Origin of the sequence: Acinetobacter sp. CWB-G5 (assembly GCF_019209785.1) — a bacterium.
Taxonomy (GTDB): domain Bacteria; phylum Pseudomonadota; class Gammaproteobacteria; order Pseudomonadales; family Moraxellaceae; genus Acinetobacter; species Acinetobacter johnsonii.
In genome coordinates this window covers 194,562-212,212 of record NZ_JAHUTF010000002.1, presented here as the reverse complement: position 1 = coordinate 212,212, position 17,651 = coordinate 194,562, and the positions used below count along the sequence as shown (strand labels likewise).

Genomic DNA, 17,651 nt, shown 5'->3' with positions numbered 1-17,651 from the left:
TCTTATGATTGAGAAGTGTTTTTAGACTTAAAAAGAAACTTTTCAATCATGCGACACTTTAATCGCTATCCCAATTTTATTAGGGAATGGGACTCTTCACCGAGGTTGTAAAATGAGACAAACGATTTTAGCTGTATTGTCTTTATCTGCGATCGCCGCGCTCTTAACTGGGTGTGGTGGTGATATGGTACTTCTAAACTCAAAAGGTCCAGTTGCACAAGGTCAATCTGACTTAATGATGACTGCGATCTATTTAATGCTATTGGTGGTTATTCCATCAGTCGTAATGGCATTATGGTTTGGTTGGAAATATCGCGCGTCGAATAAAGATGCAGACTATAAACCTACATGGGCACACTCTACTGCAATTGAAATTGTAGTTTGGGGTATTCCTGTCATTATTATTGGTATTCTGGCTTGGTTAACTTGGTGGGGTTCACACAAGTATGACCCTTACCGCCCACTCGAATCTGATAAAGCACCTGTAAATATTCAAGTCATTGCAGAACAGTTTAAATGGATCTTCATTTACCCTGATCTTAACATTGCGACGGTTAACGAAATTCGTTTCCCTGAAAAAACTCCAGTTGCACTTAAAATTACCTCTAACTTCACGATGAACTCTTTCTTCATCCCTGCGTTAGGTGGTCAAATTTATGCAATGGCAGGCATGCAAACGCACTTGAATTTGTTAGCAGATGGAACTAGCCCAGCTGAAGGCTACCGCGGTTTCTCTTCGAACTATTCAGGCTACGGCTTCTCGCAAATGCGCTTCCGTGCTCACTCTGTAACTGACGCTCAATTCGCTGAATGGGTTGCTGCAGTTAAAGCAGGTAACGGTACAAGCATTAATCCTAAAGCTGTACAAAAAACAATTTTAGATCAAGCTGAATTTGAGTCTTTACGTGACGGTAACCGTGGTAAACACCAAATTGAAGTTTTGATTTCAAAAGCAAAAACTCCTGAAGAGAAGGCTGCTGCTGAGGCAATGAAGCCTTATCCAACTAAGCCACACCCTGTGACTTACTACTCTTCTGTAGAGGAAGGCTTGTTTAAGTCAGTCATCAGCAAATATATGAGCAACTATCACGGTGCTGATCACTCAGCGACTGCGGGTGCTCACGGGGCTGCTTCATCTGAAGCACATGCCGCTGTTGAACCTGCTTCATCAGTTGTAGGGGAATAAGACATGAGCTTCTTAGGTAAGTTAGGTCCGGACGTTATTCCGCACGATCCAATTGTACTGGTCACAGTTGCAATGATGATCTTAGGTGGTATCGCAGTTGTTGCTGGTATTACCTACTTTAAAAAATGGGGCTACTTGTGGAACGAATGGTTCACATCAGTGGACCATAAAAAAATTGGTATCATGTATCTTTTCGTATCGATCATCATGCTTTTGCGTGGTTTCGCTGATGCGATTATGATGCGTCTTCAACTGTTCCTTGCAAAAGGTGGCGGTGAAGGTTATTTACACCCAGAACACTACGATCAGATCTTCACCGCGCACGGTGTAATCATGATCTTCTTCGTAGCAATGGGTCTAGTTGTTGGCTTAATGAACATCTCTGTACCACTTCAAATTGGTGCACGTGACGTTGCCTTCCCATTATTAAACTCTCTAAGCTTCTGGTTATTTGCTGGTGCTGCAGGCTTAATGATGGCATCTCTTGCAATTGGTGAATTCGCTGCAACAGGTTGGATGGCTTATCCTCCTCTTTCAGGTATCGAATACTCTCCAGGCGTGGGTGTGGACTACTATATCTGGGCACTTCAGATTTCAGGTTTAGGTACGCTATTAACGGGTGTTAACTTCTTCGTTACCATCATTAAAATGCGCGCGCCTGGTATGTCACTTATGGACATGCCGATCTTTACTTGGACATCTTTGTGTACTGCGGTATTGATCATTGCGTCATTCCCAGTGTTAACAGCAACAATTGCGATGTTAACGCTTGACCGTTACTTCGGTTTCCACTTCTTTACAAATGACATGGGTGGTAGCCCAATGTTGTATGTAAACTTGATTTGGACATGGGGTCACCCAGAAGTTTACATCTTAGTATTACCAGCATTTGGTATTTACTCTGAAGTTGTTTCAACGTTCTCTCGTAAAACGTTGTTCGGTTACAAATCAATGGTGTATGCAACAATTGCGATCACAGTACTTGCGTTCGTAGTATGGCTTCACCACTTCTTCACCATGGGTGCTGGTGCGAACGTGAATGCGTTCTTCGGTATCATGACCATGGTTATTGCGATTCCTACAGGTGTGAAAATCTTCTCTTGGTTATTCACAATGTATAAGGGTCGTATCACCTTCACTACTCCTATGTTATGGACGCTTGGCTTCCTTGTAACATTCGGTATTGGCGGTTTAACTGGTGTATTAATGGCGGTCCCACCTGCGGACTTCCTTGTACACAACTCATTGTTCTTGATTGCTCACTTCCATAACGTAATTATCGGTGGTGTGGTGTTTGGTATGTTTGCCGGCATCATTTTCTACTGGCCGAAAATGTTTGGTTGGAAGCTCAATGAAGCATGGGGTAAAGCTGCGTTCTGGTTCTGGTTCTTCGGTTTCTACTTTGCATTCATGCCACTTTATATCCTTGGTTTCATGGGTATGACTCGTCGTTTGAATACATATGACAACCCTGAATGGGATCCGTACATTGCTATTGCATTCTTCGGTTCTGTGTTAGTCGCGATTGGTATTGCATGTTTCGTTATGCAGATTGTTGTTGGTTACTTACAACGCAACGACAACCTCGACCTTACAGGCGATCCATGGGATGGTCGTACACTTGAATGGGCGACTTCGTCTCCTGCTCCGTTCTACAACTTTGCTCACCTTCCAACAATCAATGGTATTGATACGTTCTGGAATGACAAAGAGAATGGCGTAGCATATGCGAAACCTACTTCATACGAAGACATTCATATGCCAACGAATCGTGCTGCTGGTATTGTGATTGCCATGTTCATTACTGTTATGGGCTTTGGTTTAATCTGGCATATCTGGTGGTTAGTTGTTGTGATGTTCATCGCTGCTATTATCAGCTTCATCGCGTCTTCGTTTACGAAGAAAGTGGACTACTATGTTCCTGCTGCTGAAGTTGAGCGTATTGAAAATGAACGTTATGCGATTCTTGAAAAACATTTGAAGAAGGACTAAGACAATGGCTGACGTACTTCATCACGAAAACCACGGACACGATGATACTGACATCACCGTCTTTGGTTTTTGGACTTATTTGATGAGTGACTTGATTCTATTCGGTACACTCTTCATTGCATTCGCTGTTTTAAGTAGCCATGTGCCTATGGGTACACCAAGTGCAAAAGAATTATTCGGTGAGTCTTTAGGTTTCGTTTTAACTGAAACTTTCGCTCTCTTGATCTCTTCTGTAACTTTTGGTTTTGCGGTTCTTGCTGCATACAAAAAGAACGTCAACCAAGTTTTAACTTGGTTAGCGATCACTTGGTTATTCGGTGCTTCATTCATCGGCATGGAACTATATGAGTTTAATCACTTAGTTCATGCTGGCCACGGTCCAAGCGTAAGTGCGTTTTTATCGTCGTTCTTTACTTTAGTAGGTACGCACGGTATTCACGTAACTTCAGGTTTGGTATGGATGATCATTTTGATGATTCAGATCAAGAAAAATGGTTTGACTCTTCCAAACACTCGTCGTCTTGCTTGCCTAAGCTTGTTCTGGCACTTCCTTGACATCGTTTGGATCTGTGTATTCAGCGTAGTTTACTTGATGGGAGTTCTATAATGAGTCACGATCATAACTCAGCTGGTGCTTCACACGGTAACACCAAGCAATACACGATCGGCTTTATCCTTTCAGTTATCCTGACCGTAATTCCATTCGGTATGGTAATGGCTGGTGGTTTTGGCCGCGGTATTGTTATGGCCGTTATCGCAATTACAGCGGTTGCTCAGGTTCTAGTTCAATTAGTTTACTTCTTGCACATGAACTCATCTTCAGAGCAACGTTGGAACGTGATTGCATTTATCTATACAGTACTTTGTATTGCTGTACTTCTAGTCGGCTCTGTATGGATTATGAACTACTTACACTACAACATGATGATCTAAACTGATCGTCATGTTGAAAAAGTATTTATTCCTGACTAAACCAGGAATTCTCTTTGGTAACTTCGTTACCACTCTGGGCGGCTTCTTTTTAGCCGCTCAGGGGTCTGTAGATTTCCTCCTCCTTCTCATCACCCTACTCGGTACAACACTGGTTGTTGCTTCTGGCTGTGTCGTCAATAACGTCATTGATCAAGATATTGATCAAAAGATGGAACGGACGATGAACCGCGCATTAGTAAAAAAAACCATCAGTCCTTCCGTAGCTTTGGCATTTTCTGCTGCGCTTGGAATATTAGGTTTCGCCCTACTCTGGTTCTTTGTTAATGCCTACGCCTTTGGCTTTGCTGTACTTGGTTTTGTGGTTTATGTGATTTTTTATAGTCTATGGAGCAAACGCACATCCATTCACCAAACCGTGATTGGAAGTATTTCTGGTGCTAGTCCACCAGTGATCGGCTATACAGCTGTGACCAATGAATTTGATGTTGCCGCATTGTTGCTTTTCTTAGCATATGCACTTTGGCAAATGCCTCATTCATGGGGAATTGCGGTATACCGCTTTGACGACTATAAAAGTGCAGGCATTCCAATTTTACCTGTAGCACGTTCAATTTTCCGCACGAAAGTTGAAAGCTTGATTTATGTCTTGCTGTTTGCTGCGGTGTTAAATGGTTTGTATTGTTTTGGCTATACCAATATGTTTTTTCTTATCACCTTTAACGCACTCTGTGCTTATTGGGTATATTTATCAATCATTGGTTTTAAAGCTGAAAATGATCAGGTTTGGGCAAAACGCTATTTCTTATATTCAGTGATTTTAATTACTGCATTAAGTTTTAGTTTTAGTTTTAGCTATGTCTCACCTGCTCCACATTTGCCGCTGTTTTAAAAAAGATAGAGTTCTCTCTATCTTTTTTATTTCAACTTATTCAATATTTAAGTCTAGTCTTTAAATTGTTACCATAGCAGACACAACAATAACTTATGCTCTGCAATGAAAATGCCATCACAATTTTTTAAAAAATCTATTTTTATTAGTCTATTCCCTATCACTCTTGCTTATAGCACGCACAGTTTTTCTGGTTTCGATGTTTATTGCTACCCATCGACCAACATTCAAACCAATGCCTATAAAGCCTGTGACAATTTGCCTGCGCTCACGCCCGCCAATGACAATCAAACCAATATGCTCTTACTTCTGAGCGACATGGGTTTGGCCAAATTGAATTTTAATCAGCCAGATAATCCGCTTTGGGAAACTGAATATAGCAACGTACCATTTGCGGCTAAAACATTGTTTGAAGGCGTAACCAATAAACGACCGAATGCCCGATTAAAACCAAACAATGAAAAGACGCCTTACCAAGAACATTGTAGTAGCCTAGACAATGGTGCGGATCAATTTACCCAGCAGGTGAAAGCCGACAAAAATCTCAGCAAAGCGGAAAAAGATTTACTAATTCAAGAAAGACAAAATATCTCGGCCTGCGACCGTGATCTTGCCCTCATCCAAGTCAATCCGAACTGGTCTATACAAGCACGTCAGTATGCGTCTTATTTAAATGCAACCATTGCCTTTTATAATAGTAACTTTTCCATAGCTACTAAAATTTACTCAGTATTAACTACGGTTGATCAGCCTTGGATCAAAGAAACATCGCAATATATGCTGATTCGTAGCAGCCTCAATGAAAGCTATCAGTCGGGTGTCGGTAAATATGGCGACTTAACAACCGATAAAGTAGATCAGACTTTACTCAAAAACACCTATGAGCATATCACTACCTACTTCAAACGCTTTCCTGAGGGAAAATATGCTGCAAGTGCACGGGGTTTACTACGTCGTTGTTATTGGCTGAGTGGAAATACCGAACTCCTCACCAACGAACTCGCATGGCAAATCAATCATCCTGATTCCAAATACTATAATTTAGAGCTCGATAATCTAGCCTTCGAAATGGATCGCCATGTTTTTCAAAGCCGCTCATTCAATCCAAAAAATCTAAAAGATCCGTTCTTTCTGGCTATTTCAGACTTAATGCAAATGCGTCAGGCAACATCGGCAGAAGATAAAGTCTTAAGCTGGTCTGAACTCAACAACCAAAAAACACTATTTAAGAGTCAGCCAGAACTGTTCCAATACCTACAAGCCAATCACTTATTCTTTGTGCAAAACAAACCAGCCGAAGCTTTAAAATATTTGCCAGAACATTCCTCTAATTCAATTGATAGCTACCTTCAACTCAGTCAAATCTTGTTAAAAGGTCGTATTCTAGAGAAACTCGGACAAACTCAAAATGCACAGCAGTATTGGGAAGGTTTACTTAGTCAATCAAAAGGAGTTGAACAACGTGGCTTATTTGAGCTGATGTTATATCCACATTATACCCAACAGCAAAATGCCAGCTCCTTTATCGGTTCAAATGCTAAAATCAAACAAGCTTCATTGCAAAAAAGCTTTATTGAAAATGAAGCCAATGAAAAAAGCTTAATGCAAATTGTACAGAGCAAAGCATCAAATACAGATCAAAAAAATTTAGCTTTATATAAAACTTTGCAAAAGTCATTGGTACATCAGAACTTTAAACTGTTTAATCAAGCCTTTGTACTGCTACCACAAGATGCCGCGAAGTATAAATATGACTCAGAAACATATAAAAATTATAAAAACCAACCGCCCCTTAGTGATTTCATTTGGGCGGGAACAAAAATCACGCCACAGATTCAATGCCCTGATTTATTCAGTCTGACTCAAAAACTTGAAAATTCACCTCAAGATTTAAAGCTCCGACTTTGTTTGGGCGAATATGCACGCTCGACCCAAGGCTACAACATAAGCTATGTCACCGCTTTAGAAAAAGAAACTGCTAGCTTCCAAGGTGCAATTTTTGCCCGTGGTCAAGTGTATAAAGACATCATCAAATCCAGTTCTGTACCCGATTTAAAAGCTTATGCGCTTTATCGCTCAATCATGTGTTATTCACCAAGCGGGATGAATGACTGTCAGGATGCAGAAGTTGAAAAATCCACCCGTAAACAATGGTTCGACCACATTAAACGCGACTATCCAAGTACCTCTTGGGCACAATCTTTAAAGTATTACTGGTAAGACGTATATGTTGAAGCAGATTTTTTCAGTTGTTATGACATTGATCTGTATGCTGAGCATCATATCTTGTCAGCCGAGTCAGTCAGCTTCAACATCTAGTCGGGTAAATGCCGAAGACTATGATGCATTTTGGATTTGGGGCAATATTTCATCTGCCCCTTACCTAAATGCGGCTAAAGAAATTTATGTTTTACAAGGTGAGATCCGTTTAGATTCCCAAACACATCACTCTAAGCTCATACCGCAAGGTGTAAGCGTTTTAACGATTCCTCAGCAAAAGGTGTGGCTGGTTTTTCGTAATTATCATTTAAACTGGAATGGCCAAGAGCTTACACACATTCTAAAACGCGTTCAGCAATGGGAAAATGCAGGGAATCATATTCAAGGCATACAAATTGATTTCGATGCCAAAACCAGACATATTCACCAATATGCCCTATTCTTGAGTCAATTAAGAAAACAATTACCGCAGCACTATCAACTCAGTATCACGGGTTTAATGGACTGGACCAATGTCACAAACCAAGAGACTTTAAACCTCCTGAATAACACCATCGATGAGTTGGTCATTCAAACCTATCAAGGCTCAACTACCCTACCCAATTATGCAGCTTATTTAAAAAAAGTTTCAGCACTGAAACTGCCTTACAAAATTGGCATTGTTCAACATGGTCAGTGGAATAGACCATCAAAGCTTGAAAATGATACAAACTTTAAAGGCTATGTCGTATTCCTTTTGCGCTCAAAACCTCAAAATAATTAGGGCTTTTTAAGAGAAGTTCTTGAATTTGGCGAGCAAAGTCTCTAAAATTCCCCCTTCGCATCTAATGCGACACAACCTAGGTTGTGACTCCTTGCTTCTAACAACTTTTTTGTTAGGGGCTGTTTAAACCGTAAGGAGCTGACAATGCGTCATTACGAAATCGTACTTTTAGTACACCCTGATCAAAGCGATCAAGTCGTTGGTATGGTAGAACGCTACCTAACTCACATCAAAGAAGCTGAAGGTCAAATTCACCGTCTTGAAGATTGGGGCCGTCGTCAATTGGCTTATCCAATCAACAAGATCCACAAAGCTCACTACATTCTTATGAATGTTGAGTGTGGTCAAACTACTCTTGATGAGTTAGAAGAATTGTTCCGTTACAACGATGCAATTATTCGTAGCCTTATCATCCGTCGTGAGAACGCTATCACTGAAGAGTCACTATTGGCTAAGAGTGCTGAAGAAAAACGTGCGCGTAAAGCTCAACGTGAAGAAGCACAACAAGCTCAAGACTCTGCTGAAGCATAAGGAGAACATCAATGGCACGTTTTTACCGTCGTCGCAAGTTCTGCCGCTTTACAGCTGAGAACGTTACGTACATCGACTACAAAGATATCGACACTTTAAAACAGTACATCACTGAAAACGGCAAGATTGTTCCTAGCCGTATTACAGGTACTAAAGCTCGTTACCAACGTCAATTAGCGCTTGCTATTAAACAAGCTCGCTACTTGTCTTTGATCCCTTACACTGACAATCATAAGTGAGGTTGAGCTGTGGATATTATCTTATTACAACGCATTAAAAACCTTGGTAAATTAGGCGATAAAGTTTCAGTTAAAGCTGGTTACGGCCGCAACTACCTTATCCCTCAAGGTCAAGCAGTAGCTGCTACTGAAGCTAACACTGCTGCTTTTGAAGCTCGTCGCGCTGAACTTGAGAAAGCTGAAGCTGATGTTTTAGCTGCTGCTCAAGCACGTGCTAGCCAATTAGACGAAGTTAACATCGTAATCACTGCGAAAGCTGGTGACGAAGGTAAACTATTCGGTTCTATCGGTACTCGTGATATCGCTGACGCGTTAACAAATGCTGGTCTTGAAGTTGACCGTGCAGAAGTTCGTTTACCGAACGGTGCACTTCGTCACACTGGCGAATTCAACATCGCAATCCAATTGCACCATGATGTTGTTGCTGAAGTTCTCGTTACTATCGTATCTGAGTAATTTCTTGCAAAAAAAAGAGCATGCTTTTGCATGCTCTTTTTTTTATCTCTATGAAAAAGTAGTTTCTTCGCTCAGCTTAAAACTTCATCAGCCTGCCCCGCAAAATGCCAAATTTGAATATTATGGGTTTTATCCATAAGCCTTGAATTCAGCACACAGCAGCTGCATTTTTTGATAAAGTGCATAGAGTTAAATGGCTGTAATTTTTTCCAAATTTACAGTGAAATTTATCTTAAGTTATCCCTCTTACTGTATTAAAAATCAGGGCGTTATATGTCACAGGCGAATGCCACTGCTCAAAAGAGCTCATCGAAACAAGACAATAAACCGAATGAGTCAGGGCAACTGAAAGAATTCCGTACACCTCCGCATAACTTAGCATTGGAACAAGCCGTACTTGCCGCTTTAATGACGGTTGCTGAATCCTTTGAACAAGTTGGCGATGTACTGACTGAAAATGACTTTTATGCGACGCGCCATAAATATATTTTTCGTGCGATTGCGCAACTCTCCAAAGACAGCTCACCTTATGATGCGGTTTTAGTGCATGACTGGCTCACCACACAAAACCTACTCGATGCAGTTGGTGGTGAAGAGTACCTGATGCAATTGATGGCAGACTCCCCGTCTAGTTTCTATAACATGGAAACTTATGCCACCAAGATCAAAGAATTTTCAACTTTGCGTAGCATGATTAAGGTTAGCTCTGAAATTTTACAAAATGCCTATGACACCAAAGGTCGTAACGTCAGTGAAATTTTAGATTTAGCCGAAACCAATATTTTCTCTTTGGCAGAACAACACAATAACAACGCCAAAGCTCAAGGGCCTAAAGCCATTAATACAGTTGTGGCCGATGTCTTTGATAAGCTAAATGAGCTGTCGCAAATGGAAGGCAGCATTACAGGCTTAACCACAGGCTTTCTTGAACTCGACAATAAAACTTCGGGTATGCAAGCAGGTGATTTGATTATTGTTGCAGCGCGTCCATCGATGGGTAAAACCACTTTTGCCATGAATTTAGTGGAAAGCGTGCTGTTTAATAATGACTTACCTGCCTTGGTTTACTCCATGGAAATGCCAGCCGACTCCATCGCCATGCGTTTAATTTCATCTTACGGGAAAGTCCATCAGGGACATTTACGTTCAGGTAAACTCGATGGTGATGAATGGTCAAAAGTGACCGGCACCATTTTGCAACTGCAAGAGAAAAAGCTCTATATCGATGACTCTTCTGCTCTTCCACCTACAGAAGTTCGAGCACGTGCACGTCGTATTGCCAAACAGCACGATGGTAAACTCGGCTGCATCATGGTCGATTACTTACAGCTAATGAAAGTACCAGGCATGGGTGATAACCGTGTCGGTGAGATTTCGGAAATTTCACGAAGCTTAAAAGCTCTTGCCAAAGAAATGATGTGTCCTGTGATTGCACTATCGCAGCTTAACCGTTCCCTCGAGAACCGTCCCAACAAGCGTCCCGTGATGTCAGACTTACGTGAATCTGGTGCAATCGAGCAGGACGCCGACTTGATCATGTTTATTTACCGTGATGAAGTCTATAACAAAGAATCCAAAGAAGCAGGCACTGCCGAAATTATTATTGGTAAGCAGCGTAACGGCCCTATTGGTACCGTTCGACTTGCTTTTGAAGGCCAATATACCCGCTTTAGTAACTTATCCCCTGAGTTTTATGCTCAGTACGATGATGAGGAATAATTAAAGCCTCATCGTCGCCCTTCCATGACCCTGTAGGAGTAATTAGGGTGCGTCAAGCAACAGTTTATATTGATAGCCAAGCGCTGCAATATAATTTAAACCGTGTCAAACAACTTGCCCCAAACGCGAAAATCGTCAGCATGGTCAAAGCCAATGCTTATGGACACGGAGTCAAAGACTGTTTAGCAGCCTTAAGTGAAACCGATGCCTTTGGTGTCGCCTGTTTACAAGAAGCACTAGAGATTCGTGAACTCGGCTTTAAACAGCCGATTACCCTGATTGAAGGTGTTTTCTCAGCAGATGAAATGCCAACCGTCATTGAGCAAAATATCGAGTGTGTGGTTCATCAGCAACAACAAGTCGATTGGCTGATCGCACATAAAACCACGTATATCGCACAAAAGCTTAAAGTATGGGTCAAACTCAATAGCGGTATGAACCGTTTAGGCTTTAAAATTGCTGAAATCATTGCTGTCATCAACACATTGAAAGCAGAAGGCTTTACATGTGTCCTAGCAATGCACTTTGCCAATGCCGATGCGGATCACCCACTCAATGAGCAGCAACGTGTGCAATTCCTACACATCAAAGAAGCGTGCTCACCAATTCTAGCCTCATGTTGTAACTCAGCTGCTATTTTTAAATGGCCTGAACTTAATTTTGATTTTGTTCGCCCTGGCATCATGCTTTACGGTGCATCACCTTTTGCCGATAAAAATGCACACGACTTAGACTTAAAGCCCGTTATGACCTTCACGGCGGAAATTATTGCATTAAATACCATTCAAGCAGGTGAAGGTGTGGGTTATGGTTCGCATTTTGTCGCGAACCAAGAAACTGAATTGGCGATTGTTTCGATTGGTTATGGAGATGGCTACCCACGTGCATTTCCAAAACAAAACCATGTTGCTATAAATGGTCAGGCTGCAGCTGTTGTGGGCCGAGTAGCAATGGACATGATTGCGATCGATGTGACGGGTTTAAACGCCAAACTCGGTACAAAGGTTGAACTCTGGGGTAAAAACCGCTTAGTTGACGATGTTGCGGAAGCCAATGGAACTATTGGTTATGAGCTACTTTGTCGGTTAAGCAATCGCCCTACACGTAAGCAAATTTAAACAAAAAAGCCCAAGTTATACTTGGGCTTTTTTCAACCTAGACTCTCATCAGACTGGGCATCATAAAGGTCTTGCAACAGCTGATCAATTTGTTGCTGACTCATACTCTGCGGTTCAAATGTTGCAAAACCCATCTCACGCATTTTGGTATGTACGCTACTCATACGTTGCACATACTTCATGCCCCAAGCTCTAAAATGTGCCGCGTGAATGGTTTTCGCCTCAAAGACTTTAATATCTTTATGTCTAGGGTCTTTCAATAATTTCGACATTAATAATTCTAAAGCTGCTTCATCCCCTTCTAAACACTGGAAATAATGCTGATCTGCATAATAAAGAACACCTGAAATATTATGCAATGCATTAAAATCACGTGCTTCGCTTAAAATGTCTCGAACATCTTGAAGAAGCTGTACATGATCCGAAGTTGAAGTGCTTGCATAGCAAATTTGCTGCATAGACTTCCCCAATTTATTGATTTCATTATTTTTAGCATTTAGCACGTTTATACTAAATAGTCATCCGTCGGCTTTGCCAATTCTTGCAATCCTTTTCTTAAGGTATCCGACCATTGCTTACTGATGCTTGAAAAATACGGATCTTCTTCATCAATCCGCTTACCCACTGGAATATGTAAACTATCTCTTGTATACACCAAAGCATCTAAAGGCAAACCTACAGAAACATTGGAACGTAAAGTTGAGTCAAAAGAAATCAAACTACACTTCACCGCTTCGTCTAAGGGCATGTCATACCGTAATGCACGATCTAGAATCGGCTTGCCATATTTACTTTCACCAATTTGAAAATACGGCGTATCTTTGGTCGCACAAATAAAATTCCCCTGCGGATAAATATTATAAAGTTGCATTTCTGCCCCTTTAATTTGTCCACCGACCAATAAGCTACAGTAGTAATTACTCTGTTCCTGCGTGTCCGGCGCCATATCCGCCAAGACTTTTTTCAAAGTATGTCCAACCAACTCAGCCGCTTCGAACATGGTATTGACACTATATAAATTCGGTTCTTGGCTTAACTCCAGATGATTTTTTAAATGTCCAATCACCGCTTGGGTCGTTGCTAAATTTCCTGAGGTTTGAATCGCAATAAAGCGTTCACCCTCCACACCGAAGGTATACAGTTTCCTAAACACGGATATATGGTCTACACCTGCGTTCGTACGTGTATCACTTATAAAAACCAAACCATCTTGCAGACGAAGTGCACAACAATAGGTCATAGAACATCCTTTTTCAGCTAAACCTTAACAACTTAAAACTTGTACCATGGAATGCATCGATTCCACCCCACCTTTTTCACGTACGCCACGAACGGGAGCCACATCCCAATAATCGCGCCCAATGGCCACATAGATATGTGACTGTGGTTTGAACAATTGATTACTGGTATCAAAACAATACCATGCATCATCAATATATACCTCGGCCCACGCGTGACTGGCGAGGTGTGAAGTTTCAGGCACATGCAAATACCCCGATACATAACGTACCGGTAAGCCCAGATGCTTGCACATAGCAATAAAAACATGACTATGGTCCTGACATACACCTTGTTGCCCATTGAATGCATCAATTGCCGAAGTTAACACCGAAGTTTCGGCAGGTACATAAGGAATATGCACTAAAACTGCTTCTGACAGTTTCATCAAATTTTCCCGATTCAACTCAGGCACATACTGATGTGCAAATGCCTTCATTTCAGCATTGCACTGGGTATTGAGCGTCGGCTGTAAAAATAAATTGGGATTCAGTCGATCTTGGATGCCATGTTCTGCCAAGCTATTAATTTCAACAATGCCCTGCGCCATTATGGTCAGCTGTTGATAGGCTTCACGTTGCGAACTGGTAATCCAAATATTTTGGAAGGCATCCCGTTTTTCTTCACGCTCTCCTGGCACACTCACATGCCAATGACATACCTTTTGGTGTGAATTATTCGTGGGTGTCATTTTGATATATTGAATGCTATTCAGCGCCAATTCACTATATTGATAATGCGTTTGATGATTGATCATAAGTTTCATACATCAACCTCAAACAATTGTTGAATATAATCACTAAAATGATAAAAATTCATCGCATCAGGTTGCGATTTGAGCTCTAGCCAAGCCTGTGCCAAATTTAGCCAGCCCATTTCTTTTAACAACATGACGATGTTTTCTATTTCAACTAAAGTATTTTGTGCATCTTGTTTTAGGCGAATTTGACGGTCAAGCTGCTCAATCATTTGCCCCAAACTAAAGAATAAAAAGACATCACTGGCTTCAGACTCAAGTACATCCTGACACTCTCCAACCACATCACAAATGTAGGCGGTATTTTCAGTGGCATTTTTGATAAATTGATTCAGTTCCGCGTAGGCCTTTGCAGATAAAATCCCGCGCAAGTCTTGTACATTACTCTTAGCACTTTGAAATTGCTGGTTAAATGAAGCAGGATTGTTTGGGTTTAAAATCAGCTCATTCAGTGAGCACGCATCAAAAGCAGGCAAACAAAATGCATGCGCATAATCCATTGCAGGCTGGTCTTGGGTAAAAGGAAACTGAGCACACAAATATTGAGTACGTGTTAAATAACGCCCTAACCAAAAAATATTTTCAGCATTGGTGCTTAATAAAATCATAGTTCTACCCTCATATTTGTTTATTTTATGAATGTAAGTTTTCCACGACCCAAGTGTCTTTAATTCCTCCTCCTTGGGATGAGTTGACCACCAACGAACCTTCTTTCATCGCAACACGTGTTAAACCGCCAGGGACAATTTCGGTACGATACGGTGAACTGAGCACAAACGGTCTAAGGTCAATATGACGCTCGGACACACCCGATTCAGTCATGGTTGGACTAACTGAAAGCTCTAAAGTGGGCTGGGCAATATATAAATGCGGCGTCGCCATGAGCTTATCTCTAAATTGCTCAATTTGACTTTTACAGGCTTGCGGTCCAATCAGCATACCATACCCACCCGAACCTTGCGCCTCTTTGACCACTAACTGCTCAAGGTTCTCCAGTACATAAGCCAAATCTTGCTTGTCACGGCATTGATATGTCGGAACATTTTTTAAGATAGGTTGTTCACCTAAATAAAACTGAATCATTTCATCGACATAAGGATAAATCGATTTATCATCCGCAACCCCTGTGCCTGGTGCATTCGCAATAACCACGTTATGACTCAGATAAGCGGACATCAGCCCTGCAACACCTAAAGTGCTATTCGGCATAAAGCACAGCGGATCAAGATAAGCATCATCCAAACGGCGGTAAATCACATCTACTCGTTGACGGCCACGAATGGTTTTGACATAGACTTTATCATGCTCTACAAACAAATCACGCGATGTCACCAAAGGCACATCCATTTCACGGGCTAAAAAAGCATGTTCATAATAGGCACTATTAAAACGTCCCGGTGTCAACACCACGATGAAAGGCTGATCGACATAAGCATTTTCAGCCAAGATTTCTTTTAGTAATTGTGGATATTGTTCTATGCCTAAAATATGGTTCTTCTGCATCAAATCAGGCATGAGTTTTTCACTAATCTTACGACTTTCAAGCATATAAGATACGCCCGATGGCGTTCTTAAATTATCTTCGAGCACATAAAACTCACCCTGCCCATCACGGATAATATCAATTCCACTAATTTGGCTATAAATCTGACCTTTTAAACGGTGTTCATACATATGCGGTTGATAAGCTTCATGCGTCAACACTTGCAGCTCTGGAATAATTTTCGCTTTGAGAATGTCTTGTTGATGATAAATATCATGTAAAAATAGATTTAAAGCTCGCACACGTTGTGCAGAACCGAGGGAAATTTTATTCCATTGTTGTTTAGCGATCACACGTGGAATTAAATCATAAGGGATGGTGCGCTCAATGCCCTCAGATTCACCATATACAGTAAACGTAATACCTTCATATAAAAAATGCTGTTTGGCAATTTGGTTCAGTTCTTCGAGTTCTTCTACACTATGCTGTGACAACCAGTGCTCAATACGCGCACAAGCCTCACCAGACATCGCTTGGTCATCTGTCATTTCATTAAAGAAATTCGAGGTCATTTGATGAAACAATCCAACAGACTGGCTCGATAGACGATCATGAGAGTGAATCGGATTTAATACAGGAGAGTTAAGCTTATATCCGTCCAACATCGTATTTACATTTGTATCTTTATCTTCTTTAAACATACAAACCTCTCAATTGTTATCGATATGTAACCCATACGTAGCAATATCTATGCCATGGATTTCTAAAGATGCTTTGTTTATTAATCGATAAAAAACGCATTGCTTCAATTCTATTTCGCATTAAGTTGTGTCAAAAAATATAACTGAAAAATTTCAAGCAAAGCTTGCTTAAACGAATGAGTTTTCTTATTGTGTTCACATTCAAGTAAGTAATTTCGACTCCTAAATTTTATTAAACTATGTCTATACAAGAAAAAGAAACGTCCAATAGTCTCTATCGCCAATGGCAAATTTTGTCTCGCCTTTCCACTGGAAAATGGATGGGCACTCGAGAGCTGCAAGAGATTTTACAACGTGAAGGCATCGATATTACTTTGCGAACCATTCAACGTGATTTAAACCAAATCTCTCAACGCTTCCCGATTGAAAACAATGGGGCTGTGCCTCAAGGCTGGCGTTGGCGTTCTGATGCTCCGATTCAAAGCTTACCGCACATGACCAGCTCTCAGGCGGTGACGTTTATGATGGTTGAAGAACACCTTAAACATCTTCTTCCTCCCAGCTTAATTGAAGAAATGAATCCATGGTTTGACTTAGCACGTCGTAGCCTCTCTACCCAAAACAATGTACGTCAATGGATTAACCGCGTACGCATTGTCCCTGCGACACAACCACTGATTCCCCCGATTGTGGAGAAAACAGCACAACAAGCCATCTATGAAGGACTACTCCAAGACAAACAGCTGGAATGCGTTTATCAAGGCTTAAACCAAGCGGCTGAAGCAAAAACCTATACGCTCAATCCGCTGGCACTGGTTCAAAAAGGTGCAATTATTTATTTGATTTGTACCCGCCACGACAAAACTGATATTCAAACCTTTGCACTGCACCGTTTCAAATCAGCGACGGTTTTAAACACTCGTGCCTTACACCCAGTCAATTTTGATATCGATGAATACATCGAATCAGGTGCATTAGGTTTCCGTGTAGATTTTTCAAAACCTACAGAAACCGTTGCACTTACCCTGACCATGAATGAAATAGATGCGCTGTATTTGGAAGAAACCAAACTCAGTACCAATCAGGTTTTAGAACCGCTTGGAAATGGGCAAATCTTGGTTCATGCTACTGTCCCTTTTACCAATCAACTGGTGTGGTGGTTACGTAGTTTTGGGCATAAAATTAGTCACATTGAACCCAAAGAAGTTCGTGATGCAGTTAATCAGACCATCACCGACTAAAATAAAAAAAGCCCCAAGTATTAGGGGCTTTACAGTCTTTTTGGTATTAGATATTTGAATTGCTTGGGTTTGTCGTTTTCATTGCTCATCTTGGTTTAATGCCTCCCCTAAACCAAGATAAGTGCGCTGTTTTTGGTGATTGATA

18 protein-coding genes are annotated in these 17,651 nt (G+C 41.1%); 13 read left to right on the top strand and 5 right to left on the bottom strand.

Annotation, left to right across the window (positions count from 1 at the left end; translation table 11 throughout):
- The first annotated feature begins 112 nt into the window (after positions 1-112).
- From cyoA to alr, 12 genes are all read left to right on the top strand, one after another.
- Positions 113-1,186 (top strand): ubiquinol oxidase subunit II, encoded by a 1,074-nt coding sequence (gene cyoA, locus KVY11_RS05095; protein WP_004696450.1) that lies wholly within the window; start codon positions 113-115, stop codon positions 1,184-1,186.
- Positions 1,187-1,189: 3 nt separating this feature from the next.
- Positions 1,190-3,178: a cytochrome o ubiquinol oxidase subunit I gene (gene cyoB, locus KVY11_RS05090; protein WP_218288322.1), complete on the top strand. Its 1,989-nt coding sequence runs from the start codon at positions 1,190-1,192 to the stop codon at positions 3,176-3,178.
- A gap of 4 nt (positions 3,179-3,182) precedes the next feature.
- The gene (cyoC, locus tag KVY11_RS05085; RefSeq protein WP_218288321.1) at positions 3,183-3,785 is read left to right on the top strand and encodes a cytochrome o ubiquinol oxidase subunit III; all 603 of its coding nucleotides are present in this window, start codon (positions 3,183-3,185) and stop codon (positions 3,783-3,785) included.
- Entirely contained in the window at positions 3,782-4,111 is a 330-nt protein-coding gene (locus tag KVY11_RS05080) for a cytochrome o ubiquinol oxidase subunit IV (protein ID WP_026056475.1), read from the top strand. The genes cyoC and KVY11_RS05080 overlap by 4 nt, the downstream gene beginning before the upstream one ends.
- A 10-nt stretch (positions 4,112-4,121) precedes the next feature.
- A complete protein-coding gene (cyoE, locus tag KVY11_RS05075; protein WP_218288320.1) occupies positions 4,122-5,000 on the top strand; it encodes a heme o synthase in 879 nt (292 codons plus the stop codon).
- Between the two features lie 105 nt (positions 5,001-5,105).
- Positions 5,106-7,220, top strand: coding sequence for a hypothetical protein (locus KVY11_RS05070; protein ID WP_218288319.1), 2,115 nt, complete (start codon positions 5,106-5,108; stop codon positions 7,218-7,220).
- A 7-nt stretch (positions 7,221-7,227) separates the two neighbouring features.
- Positions 7,228-7,983 carry a DUF3142 domain-containing protein gene (locus KVY11_RS05065; protein ID WP_218288318.1) on the top strand — a complete coding sequence of 252 codons (756 nt, stop codon included), beginning with the start codon at positions 7,228-7,230 and terminating at the stop codon, positions 7,981-7,983.
- Between the two features lie 144 nt (positions 7,984-8,127).
- Positions 8,128-8,514 (top strand): 30S ribosomal protein S6, encoded by a 387-nt coding sequence (gene rpsF, locus KVY11_RS05060; RefSeq protein WP_004696436.1) that lies wholly within the window; start codon positions 8,128-8,130, stop codon positions 8,512-8,514.
- An 11-nt stretch (positions 8,515-8,525) separates the two neighbouring features.
- A complete protein-coding gene (gene rpsR, locus KVY11_RS05055; protein WP_004278792.1) occupies positions 8,526-8,753 on the top strand; it encodes a 30S ribosomal protein S18 in 228 nt (75 codons plus the stop codon).
- A gap of 9 nt (positions 8,754-8,762) precedes the next feature.
- Positions 8,763-9,209 (top strand): 50S ribosomal protein L9, encoded by a 447-nt coding sequence (gene rplI / locus KVY11_RS05050; RefSeq protein ID WP_004696433.1) that lies wholly within the window; start codon positions 8,763-8,765, stop codon positions 9,207-9,209.
- A gap of 273 nt (positions 9,210-9,482) precedes the next feature.
- Entirely contained in the window at positions 9,483-10,928 is a 1,446-nt protein-coding gene (gene dnaB / locus KVY11_RS05045) for a replicative DNA helicase (protein WP_004696432.1), read from the top strand.
- 47 nt (positions 10,929-10,975) lie between these two features.
- Complete coding sequence (gene alr, locus KVY11_RS05040) at positions 10,976-12,046, top strand: alanine racemase (protein ID WP_218288317.1); 1,071 nt, start codon at positions 10,976-10,978, stop codon at positions 12,044-12,046.
- A 32-nt stretch (positions 12,047-12,078) separates the two neighbouring features.
- On the opposite strand, the gene KVY11_RS05035 is transcribed toward alr, so the two are convergent.
- The 5 genes from KVY11_RS05035 to KVY11_RS05015 are packed head-to-tail and all read right to left on the bottom strand — an operon-like array spanning position 12,079 to position 16,265.
- The gene (locus tag KVY11_RS05035) at positions 12,079-12,504 is read right to left on the bottom strand and encodes a BLUF domain-containing protein (RefSeq protein ID WP_218288316.1); all 426 of its coding nucleotides are present in this window, start codon (positions 12,502-12,504) and stop codon (positions 12,079-12,081) included.
- A 47-nt stretch (positions 12,505-12,551) separates the two neighbouring features.
- Positions 12,552-13,286, bottom strand: a complete 735-nt coding sequence (locus KVY11_RS05030) for a proteasome-type protease (protein WP_004696423.1) — start codon at positions 13,284-13,286, stop codon at positions 12,552-12,554.
- A 24-nt stretch (positions 13,287-13,310) separates the two neighbouring features.
- Positions 13,311-14,090, bottom strand: a complete 780-nt coding sequence (locus KVY11_RS05025; protein ID WP_010327041.1) for a transglutaminase family protein — start codon at positions 14,088-14,090, stop codon at positions 13,311-13,313.
- Positions 14,087-14,689: an alpha-E domain-containing protein gene (locus KVY11_RS05020; protein ID WP_004982053.1), complete on the bottom strand. Its 603-nt coding sequence runs from the start codon at positions 14,687-14,689 to the stop codon at positions 14,087-14,089. The genes KVY11_RS05025 and KVY11_RS05020 overlap by 4 nt, the downstream gene beginning before the upstream one ends.
- Positions 14,690-14,714: 25 nt before the next feature.
- A complete protein-coding gene (locus KVY11_RS05015; protein ID WP_218288315.1) occupies positions 14,715-16,265 on the bottom strand; it encodes a circularly permuted type 2 ATP-grasp protein in 1,551 nt (516 codons plus the stop codon).
- Positions 16,266-16,504: 239 nt separating this feature from the next.
- Between KVY11_RS05015 and KVY11_RS05010 the strand changes: the two genes are divergently transcribed.
- A complete protein-coding gene (locus KVY11_RS05010; RefSeq protein ID WP_029575055.1) occupies positions 16,505-17,506 on the top strand; it encodes a YafY family protein in 1,002 nt (333 codons plus the stop codon).
- Positions 17,507-17,651 lie beyond the last annotated feature (145 nt).

Coding starts and splice junctions, on each gene's coding strand:
- KVY11_RS05015 (WP_218288315.1), bottom strand. CDS start 16,265: ATGTTTAAAGAAGATAAAGATACAAATGTAAATACGATGTTGGACGGA.
- cyoB (WP_218288322.1), top strand. CDS start 1,190: ATGAGCTTCTTAGGTAAGTTAGGTCCGGACGTTATTCCGCACGATCCA.
- cyoE (WP_218288320.1), top strand. CDS start 4,122: ATGTTGAAAAAGTATTTATTCCTGACTAAACCAGGAATTCTCTTTGGT.
- KVY11_RS05010 (WP_029575055.1), top strand. CDS start 16,505: ATGTCTATACAAGAAAAAGAAACGTCCAATAGTCTCTATCGCCAATGG.
- cyoC (WP_218288321.1), top strand. CDS start 3,183: ATGGCTGACGTACTTCATCACGAAAACCACGGACACGATGATACTGAC.
- KVY11_RS05020 (WP_004982053.1), bottom strand. CDS start 14,689: ATGATTTTATTAAGCACCAATGCTGAAAATATTTTTTGGTTAGGGCGT.
- cyoA (WP_004696450.1), top strand. CDS start 113: ATGAGACAAACGATTTTAGCTGTATTGTCTTTATCTGCGATCGCCGCG.
- KVY11_RS05030 (WP_004696423.1), bottom strand. CDS start 13,286: ATGACCTATTGTTGTGCACTTCGTCTGCAAGATGGTTTGGTTTTTATA.
- KVY11_RS05065 (WP_218288318.1), top strand. CDS start 7,228: ATGTTGAAGCAGATTTTTTCAGTTGTTATGACATTGATCTGTATGCTG.
- dnaB (WP_004696432.1), top strand. CDS start 9,483: ATGTCACAGGCGAATGCCACTGCTCAAAAGAGCTCATCGAAACAAGAC.
- KVY11_RS05035 (WP_218288316.1), bottom strand. CDS start 12,504: ATGCAGCAAATTTGCTATGCAAGCACTTCAACTTCGGATCATGTACAG.
- rpsF (WP_004696436.1), top strand. CDS start 8,128: ATGCGTCATTACGAAATCGTACTTTTAGTACACCCTGATCAAAGCGAT.
- rpsR (WP_004278792.1), top strand. CDS start 8,526: ATGGCACGTTTTTACCGTCGTCGCAAGTTCTGCCGCTTTACAGCTGAG.
- KVY11_RS05025 (WP_010327041.1), bottom strand. CDS start 14,090: ATGAAACTTATGATCAATCATCAAACGCATTATCAATATAGTGAATTG.
- KVY11_RS05070 (WP_218288319.1), top strand. CDS start 5,106: ATGAAAATGCCATCACAATTTTTTAAAAAATCTATTTTTATTAGTCTA.